The 12,096-nt window shown below is 35.6% G+C and carries 12 protein-coding genes and 4 pseudogenes; 13 read left to right on the forward strand and 3 right to left on the reverse strand.

The window, feature by feature from the left end; all coding sequences use genetic code 11:
- Window positions 1-128: 128 nt before the first annotated feature.
- Complete coding sequence (locus MUG87_RS18560; RefSeq protein WP_247084138.1) at window positions 129-965, forward strand: hypothetical protein; 837 nt, start codon at window positions 129-131, stop codon at window positions 963-965.
- 779 nt (window positions 966-1,744) lie between these two features.
- Window positions 1,745-2,269: a DUF2199 domain-containing protein gene (locus MUG87_RS18565; protein ID WP_247087791.1), complete on the forward strand. Its 525-nt coding sequence runs from the start codon at window positions 1,745-1,747 to the stop codon at window positions 2,267-2,269.
- Between the two features lie 245 nt (window positions 2,270-2,514).
- Here MUG87_RS18565 and MUG87_RS18570 read toward each other — a convergent pair whose 3' ends face one another.
- Complete coding sequence (locus MUG87_RS18570; protein WP_247084139.1) at window positions 2,515-3,090, reverse strand: GNAT family N-acetyltransferase; 576 nt, start codon at window positions 3,088-3,090, stop codon at window positions 2,515-2,517.
- A 164-nt stretch (window positions 3,091-3,254) separates the two neighbouring features.
- Here MUG87_RS18570 and MUG87_RS19750 point away from each other — a divergent pair.
- The 7 genes and pseudogenes from MUG87_RS19750 to MUG87_RS18600 form a co-directional block, all read left to right on the forward strand.
- A pseudogene (locus MUG87_RS19750) lies at window positions 3,255-3,569 on the forward strand (RHS repeat-associated core domain-containing protein); the annotation flags it as partial.
- A gap of 12 nt (window positions 3,570-3,581) precedes the next feature.
- Window positions 3,582-3,932: pseudogene (locus MUG87_RS18575) on the forward strand (DUF4304 domain-containing protein); the annotation flags it as partial.
- An 809-nt stretch (window positions 3,933-4,741) separates the two neighbouring features.
- Window positions 4,742-5,872: a WXG100 family type VII secretion target gene (locus MUG87_RS18580; protein WP_247084141.1), complete on the forward strand. Its 1,131-nt coding sequence runs from the start codon at window positions 4,742-4,744 to the stop codon at window positions 5,870-5,872.
- 24 nt (window positions 5,873-5,896) lie between these two features.
- Entirely contained in the window at window positions 5,897-6,346 is a 450-nt protein-coding gene (locus MUG87_RS18585; RefSeq protein WP_247084142.1) for an SMI1/KNR4 family protein, read from the forward strand.
- 54 nt (window positions 6,347-6,400) lie between these two features.
- Window positions 6,401-6,735 (forward strand): annotated as a pseudogene (locus tag MUG87_RS18590) (RHS repeat-associated core domain-containing protein); the annotation flags it as partial.
- Window positions 6,736-7,508: 773 nt separating this feature from the next.
- Window positions 7,509-7,823 carry a hypothetical protein gene (locus tag MUG87_RS18595; RefSeq protein ID WP_247084143.1) on the forward strand — a complete coding sequence of 105 codons (315 nt, stop codon included), beginning with the start codon at window positions 7,509-7,511 and terminating at the stop codon, window positions 7,821-7,823.
- A gap of 139 nt (window positions 7,824-7,962) precedes the next feature.
- Window positions 7,963-8,487 carry a DUF2695 domain-containing protein gene (locus tag MUG87_RS18600; protein ID WP_247084144.1) on the forward strand — a complete coding sequence of 175 codons (525 nt, stop codon included), beginning with the start codon at window positions 7,963-7,965 and terminating at the stop codon, window positions 8,485-8,487.
- 66 nt (window positions 8,488-8,553) lie between these two features.
- On the opposite strand, the pseudogene MUG87_RS19755 reads toward MUG87_RS18600, so the two are convergent.
- Window positions 8,554-8,700, reverse strand: a pseudogene (locus MUG87_RS19755) (IS3 family transposase); the annotation flags it as partial.
- A gap of 604 nt (window positions 8,701-9,304) precedes the next feature.
- On the opposite strand from MUG87_RS19755, the gene MUG87_RS18605 reads away from it, so the two are divergent.
- Window positions 9,305-10,021 (forward strand): hypothetical protein, encoded by a 717-nt coding sequence (locus MUG87_RS18605; protein ID WP_247084145.1) that lies wholly within the window; start codon window positions 9,305-9,307, stop codon window positions 10,019-10,021.
- Between the two features lie 82 nt (window positions 10,022-10,103).
- On the opposite strand, the gene MUG87_RS18610 is transcribed toward MUG87_RS18605, so the two are convergent.
- Window positions 10,104-10,496 carry a hypothetical protein gene (locus tag MUG87_RS18610; RefSeq protein ID WP_247084147.1) on the reverse strand — a complete coding sequence of 131 codons (393 nt, stop codon included), beginning with the start codon at window positions 10,494-10,496 and terminating at the stop codon, window positions 10,104-10,106.
- 134 nt (window positions 10,497-10,630) lie between these two features.
- Here MUG87_RS18610 and MUG87_RS18615 point away from each other — a divergent pair, with 134 nt between their 5' ends.
- The 3 genes from MUG87_RS18615 to MUG87_RS18625 all read left to right on the forward strand — a co-directional run bounded on the left by MUG87_RS18615 (window position 10,631) and on the right by MUG87_RS18625 (window position 12,065).
- Complete coding sequence (locus MUG87_RS18615) at window positions 10,631-10,927, forward strand: hypothetical protein (RefSeq protein ID WP_247084148.1); 297 nt, start codon at window positions 10,631-10,633, stop codon at window positions 10,925-10,927.
- Window positions 10,928-10,942: 15 nt separating this feature from the next.
- Complete coding sequence (locus tag MUG87_RS18620; protein WP_247084149.1) at window positions 10,943-11,497, forward strand: hypothetical protein; 555 nt, start codon at window positions 10,943-10,945, stop codon at window positions 11,495-11,497.
- A 229-nt stretch (window positions 11,498-11,726) separates the two neighbouring features.
- Window positions 11,727-12,065 (forward strand): hypothetical protein, encoded by a 339-nt coding sequence (locus MUG87_RS18625; protein WP_247084150.1) that lies wholly within the window; start codon window positions 11,727-11,729, stop codon window positions 12,063-12,065.
- Window positions 12,066-12,096: the final 31 nt, after the last annotated feature.

Consider the following 12,096-nt stretch of genomic DNA (forward strand, 5'->3'; position numbering starts at 1 on the left):
GCAATATCCTATTCACTACGCGATTCAGCATCTAACTGAGCCCGATGGAATACAAGAGGACGCACCTTACTAAAACGGTCTAGTTTGGTGCTGAAATTCCACCTTTGATGTTTTTAAGGAGGTAACGTATGAGAAGAGTAAGCTTTAATAGAATAAAGTGTCTAGATGCATATGCAAATCAGATTAAAAGAATGTATACGGGAAATCAAAATGAATTAATCCTAGTATGCCAAAAAGCAGAAGGTAAGCCTTATATTATTCAGTGGAACGGTAGTGACAATTATAGAAAACATACGCAGTTATCGCATGTTATCGATTTACAGAAACTCTTATTTGTTCAAAACATACAAAACAATTGGTTGTTAATCAATCATGAAGATAGTGATAATGCCTATATCCTAAATGAAGAAGGAAAGGTAATGCATCAGTTTTATGTTGGAGATGGTATTCAAAACTGTCAGGTTGATGATGAGAACAATATATGGATTAGTTATTTTGACGAGGGGATATTTAGTGAAACGGAAATTTGTTGGGATGGAATTATAGCATTCGATTGTTATGGACAAATCGTTTTTAAGGAATACGGTAAGTTTGTTGATGAACTAGGAATTCCGTCCATCGATGATTGTTATGCCATGAATGTCAATGGTAATGAGGTATGGTTATATTATCATTCTGAGTATCCCTTAGTTTGTATAAAGAATAAAAAACTCTATCAATGGTGGCCAGAAGTAACGATAGGAACATATCATGATTCTAATGGATTTGCTGTTGGAAAAGACAAAGTTTTATTTGCTACTAATCGTGGAAAGCTAGTGCTATATTCTTGTATTACCAATAAGACTGAAACTGTGATTCCATACAATGAATTAAATGAAGAGATTACATTTATATCTTATGTAGGACAAGGATCTGCGTTGTATTTACAAACAACAGAAGGTGTATATATAATTGACCTGCAATAACAAAATGACGTTTAATTAGTTTTCCTACAATCATTATAGAGTTGGGATGATAAGGTAGGAGTAATCATAGAAAATAGCTTTGTTACAACCTTCTTCTATAAGGAATTCATTTTTATGATGCAACAAAAACTTAATGCTGTAGAAGCAGAAACATCTGGAAATGCTACCCTAAGCTGGACAATTTTATTAAGGTTTACTTATGCTCATCTCTTCAGGCGCTTTTTAAATAAAAACCTGAGATAATTAACATACCCGTCCACCAACCCGCATAAACTAATGGAAAGCTCTTATACATAATAGGAACAAATAGCCCTTCACCCTTCAAAAAAACTGCGGTGATACATGCAAATTAGTCACACGTGTTCACGCAACTTATGCAAGACAATGAAAGACATCGCTGGCAAATTTGTTCATCAGCGAGAAAACAGCTTGGACCACATTAACAATGAGATGTGTACCCTTTGCGAACTGAATCTGAAGATACATACGAAAGGTCTCGGGGTTGCCAGAGGCTTTTTCTTTATCTCTTTATCAATTAAATTTATATGAATTCTATCCAATTCGATATGATCTATCCAGTGAAAGAGGTAGCAAATGCATTAAGAATTGATTTAGGGTAGCTGAATTACCACTCTTTTGGCTCAAATGGTGTTGAAAGCAAGTATTAATGTACAGTTTTACAGACGGATAGTTTATTTTAAAGGACAAATATTTATTTAATTCTTATATTTTTTAGGCTAGAATTGAGATCATATTATGCTTTATTGAGGGGGAATATGATGCGTAATTATACAAAGGGTTATGTATGTAGATGTTGCGGGAAGTATCATGATGAACTTCCAATGAGTTATGGAAGTCCGGTTCCTGATTATGTTTATGAAATACCGATGGAAGAAGTGCAAAGTCGTGTTGAAATGAATGAAGATCTATGTGTAATTGATGAGAAATTATTTTTCATTCGTGGATGTATTGAAATTCCAGTATTAGATGGAGAAGAAACATTTATTTGGGATGTTTGGGTTTCGTTAAGTGAAGAGAACTTCGGTATAACAATTGATTCTTGGGAAGAGGAAGGAAGAGAACACCAATTAGAACCGATGTTTGGCTGGTTATCAACTTCAATTCCTTGTTATCCTGAAACAATCAATTTAAAAACGATGGTTCATACTCGTGAAGTTGGGGTACGTCCTTATATCGAATTAGAACCCACTCAGCACCCATTAGCAGTTGAACAAAGAGAAGGTATAGGATTAGAGCGCATAAAGCAAATTGCACAAGAGTTATGTAATCAAGAGGAGCAATAATAATCTTGCTTTTTAAAGTAGTAGGTGTTTCATGTAGTAAAACTGATAAGAAGATTAATTTATTCCGCCTCTTTCATTTGATTATAAAATTGAAGATGGTACATAGTCTTAATCAATAGTAAACGTCAAGTAAATTCCAAATATACAATAAAAGTTGATTTTGGGTTTACTTGATGTTTATATAGAGAATTTAAGAGAAAGTCATTCTTTTTTTCATTTTCTTTCTGTAAAGGTACTTCATTATCTTAAGTTAATAAACCTTTCCGTTTCTTCCATTCAGACTGCAGTATTGCATATTGATATTCATCAACCCATTGTCCTTTTGACATATAATTTTGTAATAAATGTCCTTCCTGTCTCATGTTTACACGCTCTAGGACAGCAATGGACTTTTGATTTCGAACATCAGAGAAAGCAGTTACTTTGTGTTTTCCCAATGAATGAAATATATAGTGTAATAAACCCGAGACTGCTTCGCTTGCATATCCATTGCCCTGGTATTCTGGGGAAAGAGTAAATCCAATTTCTACAATGCGAGGTTCATTTAAAGGTGTATGAAGCGCGCAGTCTCCAATAAGCTGGTCATTTTTAGCTAGAGCAATCGCGAATTGAAACCAAGTACCTGGTTGATTGGGCATATTTTTTATTTGATCATTAACAAACGATTCTGCTTCAGAATATTGATAATTCTCCCATGATTGAAATAGAGAAACTGCTGGATTGGAGCGGTATGAGTGAAAGTATTTGATATCATTTACACTAAATCTTCTTAAAACGAGACGATCTGTTTTTATAAAAACCGAATTATCGTATATTTCCATGAATATCCTCTCTATTCTTTACACCTTTTGTGAGGCGTGTTTTGTTGCTTTCCTGGTCTTTTTTATTAGTTCTCTTGAACAGCATCATTGAACCTTATTTAAAACAGTGCAACTTTATTATGAAACAATTGCATCCCTAATACAACAAATACACTGAGCTCCGAGATGGTCGCCGCATTGAAAAAACAGTGAATGGCATCACAACCCGTTATCATTATGGCGGCGACAGCATTAACATATTGTATGAAACAAACACAAGTGGTGCCATACTGCAGCAGTACGTGTACAATGCTAGCGGCGTACGTCTCACGATGAAAACACAAGGGCAAACATTCTACTAGCACTACAATCCACACGGTGATGTCATTGTGATGACAGACAGCATAGGCAAAGTCGTGGCGTAATATACGTACGATGCAGGGGGCAATGTGCTGACAAGTCATGCAGAAGGCTTAGCAGCAGATAATCCGTTTGGGTATGATAAGGATAGTGATGAAGTTATATGTTCTCTAGGTTTACAAAAATCAAATTACTCAAATTGTTACTATGTGAATGTGGGGATTGTAATAAAAGAAATTAACCCTAATCTGGAATTACCAAGAGATGTTGATGGTGATATTAGATGTAGGTTCTACTTTGAAGTTGATGGGAATCAAATTGACTGCTTACCAATAGACAAATTAAGCGAAAGAAATGTTATTGCCTCTTTAGAGAAAAATATTTTGGAACTAGTTGACCCATCATTAGAACCTGAAGGAATTAAAAAACTATTAAACGATAAGCCAGTCCTTTTATATCAGACTAAAATGGTAGTTAAAAAGCACTTAGGTATAGAAGGATAAAAAGGTAGCCATAGGGAAACTCCTCTATGGCTATTCTTGTACCCAGTGTTTAGTAAATCTAATATTGGATTATCAATACTAAACTAGACAGTTTTATTAAGGTGCGCCCTATTGTATTCCATCGGGCTCATATAGTCTGATGTTCTATAAGTTTTGATATGATTAAACTAACGAACGTAATCTCGCAACTCTCTCTAAGTCTGCATTCTTTTGTGCACCTGCGCTGTAATCTGTGATTTTTTTGTTAAAGATGGTATAAACACAAAGAAATTCAGCCGGAATGTCTTGAGTAGGAATCGGACTTGGAAACCTTTGAACAAATATGCGTTTTATTCTTAATATGGGTATAATGCTAGGCTCGCGAACCACGAGAGAGCGGAGATGGGAATTTAGGTGTCCCGCAAGAGCGTCTCGTGGAGCACGAGAGGAAGGGAATTTGAGTTTAGGTGTCCCACAAGAGAGATGGAGTTTGAGTTTAGGTGTTCCGCAAGAAAAATTGCGCTGACTCATGTGAAATTAGTCACACGTGTTCAAGCAGCTTATGCAAGACAATGAAAGACATCGCTGGCAAATTTGTTCATCAGCGAGAAGACAGCCCGGTCCACATTAGCAACGAGATGTATATTTTTTGTAAACTAAATCTGAAGATACATACGAAAGGCCTCTGGGTGTCAGAAACCTTTTTTTATATAAGATTTTCTTTTTGACTCCCTATATTTTGTTGTAAAATTAAGGTATTACTAATAGAAGGAAGTAGTTTAGACTTAGAATAATAGGGAGAGGCATATTATGCTGCACAAAGAAAGAGCGTGAAGATACAAGTCACACCTGAGAAATTGGAAGAAGTGGCAAATAGCTTTTCGAAAGCTAAAGTGCAAAGTATACAATTACAAACAATACTGCAACAGTCTATTGGGCATTTGTGCAGTGTATGGAAGGGGTCGAAAAAAGAAACGTTCCAGAAGCAGTTTGGGCAATCTGTTCGTATGATGGATAAGTATATACAAGCTCTGCATCAAACGGAAAGAGAACTTAAGAGTATTGCGACAAAGTTTCGTCAAGCAGATGCAAGGACTGGTTCTAACAAGATATTAGAAAAAGATTCTATGCCGCAAGACGTATGGGATGGAATATATAAAGGTACTGGAAAAGCTATAGAGGAGACTGTTGATGGTGTAAAGGAATTACTTTCTGATCCAGGTGAAGTAGTAGAAAATCTTGTACAAGCTGTTTCACATCCAGTTGATACATGGAATTCTATGAAAGACGTCTTAGTGAGGTCATGGGACGAGGAAGTAGTAAATGGTGATGTGGAGAGTCGCTCAGAATGGTTTTCCTATGGAGTAGTACAAATAGGAATAGGATTTCTAGGGGCTAAGGGCGTAGATAAAGTTATGAAAATGACTGAAAGTATAAATCTAATGAGCACTACTGCTAATTCATTACAGAGTACGAATAAATTAAAGACAGTAGGTATAGATATTACTTCTCCAACAGGTATGTGGGGGAAATCATTAAGCGAAGATGTATTTCAAAACAGTGTAAAGATGACTCTTGAAGATGGTAGAACCATTAACGTAAGGAATGGCCATTTAGCTGAAGGAGAGCATCCTACCACAAAAGTTCCCTTTGATGAAAAAGGATTTCCAATTTTTGAGTCATATGCAGAACAGTATTTGAATGTAGAGGATTATACTAAGGGAAGGGATGTTCATTTTAGAAGGGCTAGTAAAGCACTGTATGAAGAAATTCAGCAAAATCCTGAAATAGCAAGTCTTTTTACACCAGATGAAATAGAAGATTTTAAATATGGGGATGTTCCAGAGAGGTTTACATGGCATCACCATCAGGATTTCGGAAGAATGCAATTAGTTGATTATGAAACACATAGAAAAACAGGTCATACAGGAGGTTATCATATCTGGGGATCTGCAAAATAATTGTATCATAGGAGTGAATAAGAAATGGATATTAATTGGAGAAGAGTTCGTGAAAAAAAGATTACAGATGAGATGATTCAAAAGGTAGAAGGCTATTTTAATATTGACTTCCCTAGAGAGTTTGTAGAATGTATTAAAAAATATGATGGAGGAAGGCCAAATCCAAGAGTGTTTTGTATAGCAGAGCAAGGTAAAAATATTTTTCACAATTTGTTAACCTTTGATCTTGATGACAATCATTCAATTATACAGGTATATGAAGATATTTGTGACAGACTTCCACAACATGTCTATCCATTTGCACGGGACCCATTTGGGAATTTTATATGTTTTTTTTATAAGAGTATAGAAAATCAACCTAATATCGTATTTTGGGATCATGAAAAAGCAGCAGAGGATCCTCAGAACTCTATCTTTGTGGTTTCAGATTCTTTTTCAGCACTTTTGAACAGTTTGGAAGAGGATGAAGAGTAAGCTGATATTTAAATAAAGAAAGTAGACACGGCATATTAATTAGGGAGCTGTCAAGGCTTAAGGCTCGCAGTGAAAACGCAAGGCCAAGCGTTCTACTACCATTACAACCTACACGGTGATGTTATTGCAATGACATACAGCTTGCGGCATGGATGCATGGGGCAATGTGCTGAGCCATGCAGAAGACTTAGCAGCCAGATAATCCGTTTGGGTATACGGGATACATGCACGATAAAGAAATTGGCATGTATTACTTGATGGTACGTTATTATCATCCAAAGCAAGGTGTATTCATTTCGATGGACCCAGATCCAGGTGATCCGATTACGCAGAATGGGTATACGTATGTAAATAACAATCCGTTTATGGGTGTTGACCCAGATGGACACTTTTTCTGGCTAGCTGTGAATGCGGGATTTGCAGCATATGATGGATATAAGGCTTATAGGGCAGGGCAAGGAGCTTTGGGGGTACTAGCAGCTGGTGGTTCTGCATTTGTAGGAGGATCTAGGATTAAAGCCGCAAGGGCAACTGGTGCTCTTACAAAAGATATGTCGCCAAAAGATTAGGGGCAAAGCAACCTCATTTACAAGTTAGTTTTAATGCGAAAATAGGTATGAAAAACCTTAAGCGGCGTGCCGATATAGTTAAAAATAATGTGTTATATGAGGTTAACATAAATAGAGTTTCTTGAACTTTGGAAAGGCTACACTAAACTGGAAAAGTTTATGATTGTAAGGACTTAACTAAATTGTGTCGAGGAAACTATACTAACTCCAGAGGTATTTTTAATTAAACTATTAGTGAAAAAAGATACTCAATAATGGTATCAGTTTTCATTGTTAGCATTAATTCAAGTAACATGGAAAATCCTATAATTGCCTTCGGGTTAGATGTGGTGTTTACAGTGTTAATCATGAGTTATGATTTTTTCCATAATTTGTTGTGCTTTCAATAATCCCGTTTATATGAACATGGATGCTCTCCAGCCAAGAGACCTGGAGGGTTTTTATAAATTGATTAAGTACGTTAAACTCCAATAATCATATCCTATAGTAACTAGAACTGTATAGAACATACAAAAGAAAATCCATACCTCATTTATAATTATACATGCTACGATTAAATATCTGATAATTCTAAAAAGGGGAAGAGTTATGCCGTGATAATACTTATTATTATTTTAATGTGTTTAAGCATTTTTACATTTTATATTGGATATCTGCTTTTAATTAAAAATAATTGGAAACTCGGAAAAATATCCTTTGCTTCTGCGAGTACAGTAAGAAACAAAAAAGGATATTGTACATATATGGGGTATGTATCATTTACAATGTCAGCAATCTATGCAATATTAGCTGTCCTAATGATTCTAATTCCCTCTATTCAAGATTCTTCTATTCCTTTAATATTTGTTGGTGCAGCAATGATTATAGGGGTATCAAGTGAAAGTTTTGCTAAGAGAAAATATGCATAGTAACTTCCAATAATGAGTTCTATGTTGATTGATAAGAGGTAGAAGAACATACAGTGCATAATATGGATATACTTCCTCAATCTTAATATTAGTTAGCTTCCTTACTTAAATACTTCGATTAGCCAAAGGATTGGTATGAATGAATAACTTAGAAGAGTTACAACAACTACTAATAGAAGGACAAAAATTATCAATGCAAGGTGCTTATCAGAGAAGAGCACCTGCAAAAAAAGCGATACCCTACCTTTTAAAAGCGCGAACGGGTTTAAAGGTATATGTAGAACATGAACCTAATCAAGCTTTAGCATGGCATTTATTATCACAAGTAGAGGAATATTTACTAAATTATAATGCTGCCATCTTCAGTCTACAAAAGGCTTTAGAATTAGGAGGAAGAAATCGCAAAGATTTAAAAAGACTAGCTATGTTAAAAGAGTATGGGGGACAATGGCAGGAATTGAATATGTCACCGGAAAAATTGGAATCATTAGGTGTATATTTACAGAATAAGATAGAATTCTTTGGCTGTGATCATACACTCACGTATACAAAAGAATGGCTAGATGAGAATGTGCCTAAGAGTAGAAAATCTAAGGTTGTAAGAGCGATACAGAATCAAGGGGGCTTTTGCGATTGTGAAGTCCTTATGAATGTGATGGATTAAGTTATAAATGACTCTTATGTTGCGATTTCTGGTTCTTTTATGTAAGATAGACTCATTTTATTTGATTTAGGACAGATTTCTCACTGAGGGAGATTTGTCCTTTTTTGGATTGTCAACACCAAACTGGACAGTTCGGTGCGCCCTCTTGTATTTCATCGGACTCATATAGTCTGATGTTTTATGAATTCTGATACGATTAAACCAACGAACGTAATCTCGTAACTCTCTCTAAGTCTGCATCCTTTTGTGCACCTGTGTTGTAATCAATGGATTTTTTAGTTAAAAATGGAATAAATGCAAAGGAATTCAGCAGGAATATTTGAAGTAGGAAGCTGACTTTGCAACCTTTGAACAAATATGCGTTTTATTCTTAATATGTGTATAACACTAGGTTCGCGGACCACAAGAGGGAGGAGATTGGAGTTTAGGTGTCCCGCAAGAGAGTGTAAATCTAAGATCAGGGGTATCACCACCCCGCCTAAACCACCCTAAACCCCCTATACATAACAAGAACGCCCCTCGTCCTCCTAAAAAACTGTCACGATTCATGCAAAATTAGTCACACGTGTTCAAGCGGCTTATGCAAAACAATGAAAGACATAGTTGGCAAATTTGTTCATCAGCGAGAAAACAGCTTGGACCACATTACAAATGAGATATGTACCCTTTGCGAACTGAATACTAAGATACATACGAGGGGCCTCTGTTGTTAGAGGTCTTTTTCTTTACTCATTTATAAATTCTGACCCACTCAATGTAGCCTATCCGCTGTTGAATAAGAAAACCTCATAGGGAACACTAAAATGAGGTGATTCCTATGAAGAGATACAGTCCTTTATTGTTAACAATTATGTTAATTGTTCCTCAACATATTAAAGCTGCAGATGAAGGATATATGGTGATTTCAAAGTTAGACAAGGAAAACATAACCTTGTATGCCAAAAAAACAGGAAGTATGTATAGAGATTTTAAAATTCATTTTAAAGGTGAGACTTATTTTAGGCCGTTCTGGATGAATGTAACTAACCCTACCTATGCCCCGCAAATTTTTTACGAGGATATCAATACAGATAAAAAGAAAGAATTAATTATCATCTTAAACAAAGGCTATGGTACAGGAGTATTAGATGAAGAAGTTTACGTTTATAGATATGCAAATGGATTGATTGACGAACTTGTTGATAATCCTTTAGCGATTATTTATAAAAATGTAAAAACAAAATTAACAACGGAAAAAGCGGAAGTGATTGTAGGTGATAAAGTATCTATTGTTGATACTAAGTCAATAGCCCCTTCATATCTATTTGAAGATGTAGGTTTTGGGAGTGTCATTGATTATGAAGTAATGAACAATCATCTTATGGCAAGAGTAAGCGGGCAAATAACACCTGCTATGTTTATTGGAGATATGATTATTGTTTATGAGCATCGCGATAAAATGTATCAAGCGAAAAAAATGGAATTCATACCACATCATGTAATGGATAAAAATCCTTTTTATAATCCATCAATCATTCCTAAAATCTTCAACTAACACATGGTTATGTTCATATTGATGTACTTACGACTTTAACGTTACGTAAAACCCGGTTGTCTCTGTAACAAGACAACCGGGTTTACTTGCGTTCAGATATAATATTGAATAAGTCATTACTTACATTGGTATGACTCAGTGCTTGTACTTGAATATGGTTATGTAAATCGAGCCCATCAATACTCCATTTTAAAGACCAGCCATCTGTTGGATCGGTATCATAGCCAATTAATTTTCTTTCTTGCCATGTTGCTGTTCCTGTTGGTATAAGCCAAAACAATACAGTTTCTGTGTGATCAGCTTCTACATGAATTGTAATGGTTTTAGTACCCTTTGGAACCACTACCCAATTCTCTTTTTCAGGAAGATTGGTGTAAGTTTTTTTGATTAAAGGAAGCGGTTCTTGAGGTATGTTGCTGACATGCAAAATACTTACAGTTCCGCATAGGACGAAAATTTTATGCAGATAAAACATGTGATCACCTCATAGGGTAGTATGTTCTAAAAGAACTTCTCATAATACTGCTTATGTGAACATGGATGCCCTCCAAATAAGAAATCTGGAGGGTTTTTTATAAATTAATAAGTACGAGGAGAAAGGGGCAAAGCATGAATTATTTATCAGGTGGATATTATCTAGTTAAACCGGCTTCTGTAAAAGACAGTACAGATCGAGGCAATAATTCTACACACCTTTCAGCTAGTGATTGTATATGCGATATGTATCCTGATATTTTTAAAGTATTGTGGAGTGGTCCTAAAAGGCAAGAAATAACTAGGGAAGAATTACATCTTACGTCCCAAGAGTTCTCAAAGTTTGAGTCTTGGCTGAATGAAGGCATATCGAATCAATCTATTTTAGCTCCGCCCATTTTGTTCTGTAATCTCGATATAGTAAAAACTTGAATTGGAGGTTTTTCTATGAAAATTGTCCCTTTTTTATTACTGTCTAGTTCGATTTTATTAGCTACAGGCGGCTGTACTTCAAATCAAAGTAGTAATGAAAGTAACTCAGTAAAATCAGAGGCTGCTTTACATGATATATACGAATACAATCATTCGGTTTTTTTATTCAGATTTGGGAATGTTGTAAAAACATTGTCCCAAGCAAATAGTCCAACAGATCTTATATATGCTAAAGGTTATATCGACTCATATTTAATGGATAACCCTAATTTTATTCCTGGTGTCATAAGTGAAAACAAATCAACCTACAATAAATTAGTAGTTACCAAAATCCAGGCGGATATGGATAATTTATTTGTAGATATTGGATTATACACAAAGTATCTGCAAAACCTAGTCCAAAAAGATGATATTGAGACCATAAAGAAATTAAAACCGGAATTAGACAAGATGTATATGCTAGAAAGGGAACTAAACGATGACAGATATTCTAAAGAGAAAGAAGTTAAGGAATATCAAGAAAAGCTGAAGGAACTACATTTTTTAATTAAAGATAGGTTGAAAAAATAGCATTGGCTTCTTAATGTCCCTAAATGTTTTTATTTTGCTTTTCCCGTAATTTTGGTGAAGAATTATGCTCGAGATTAGGTATAATACACATGTTTTTTAAACGTATTATTCGCTTTGAAACAGGACTTTTCTAGTTAATAGGTCTAATTTTGCAAGCCCATAAGACAGCCTATCAGTGGGCGAATGCCCCGTTGGAACATCCACTTGCATAGACAAAGGCTATTATACGGTGGACTGCAAAACAGATAGCAGCGGCATGAGCGAGGCTGAACTCGCTCGTCTGTTGGCAGGAAGCAATGACCATGGGATAAACCGCTTCTTTCAGCAAATCCGCCGACGATTGTCTACGTTGGAATGTCCGCTTGTGACCGCTCGCGGCGACGGAAAAAGCTATATTTACGCTAATTTCAATCCGAAATACGCCCAATATGCTCTGATCATTCTGCGGACGTACTACAACTTCTGTCTGCCGTTTAAAACAGGAAAGCATGATGAGCGGACACCTGCTCAACGACTGGGACTGACAGAAAAAACTTTCAGTTTGCACGATCTTCTTTATATACGATAAAGGAATGGATTTATATATACCGAATATAGTG

The sequence above is a fragment of the Ectobacillus sp. JY-23 genome (assembly GCF_023022965.1).
Classification (GTDB): domain Bacteria; phylum Bacillota; class Bacilli; order Bacillales; family Bacillaceae_G; genus Ectobacillus.

Coding starts and splice junctions, on each gene's coding strand:
- MUG87_RS18560 (WP_247084138.1), top strand. CDS start 129: ATGAGAAGAGTAAGCTTTAATAGAATAAAGTGTCTAGATGCATATGCA.
- MUG87_RS18565 (WP_247087791.1), top strand. CDS start 1,745: ATGCGTAATTATACAAAGGGTTATGTATGTAGATGTTGCGGGAAGTAT.
- MUG87_RS18570 (WP_247084139.1), bottom strand. CDS start 3,090: ATGGAAATATACGATAATTCGGTTTTTATAAAAACAGATCGTCTCGTT.
- MUG87_RS18585 (WP_247084142.1), top strand. CDS start 5,897: ATGGATATTAATTGGAGAAGAGTTCGTGAAAAAAAGATTACAGATGAG.
- MUG87_RS18600 (WP_247084144.1), top strand. CDS start 7,963: ATGAATAACTTAGAAGAGTTACAACAACTACTAATAGAAGGACAAAAA.
- MUG87_RS18605 (WP_247084145.1), top strand. CDS start 9,305: ATGAAGAGATACAGTCCTTTATTGTTAACAATTATGTTAATTGTTCCT.
- MUG87_RS18610 (WP_247084147.1), bottom strand. CDS start 10,496: ATGTTTTATCTGCATAAAATTTTCGTCCTATGCGGAACTGTAAGTATT.
- MUG87_RS18615 (WP_247084148.1), top strand. CDS start 10,631: ATGAATTATTTATCAGGTGGATATTATCTAGTTAAACCGGCTTCTGTA.
- MUG87_RS18620 (WP_247084149.1), top strand. CDS start 10,943: ATGAAAATTGTCCCTTTTTTATTACTGTCTAGTTCGATTTTATTAGCT.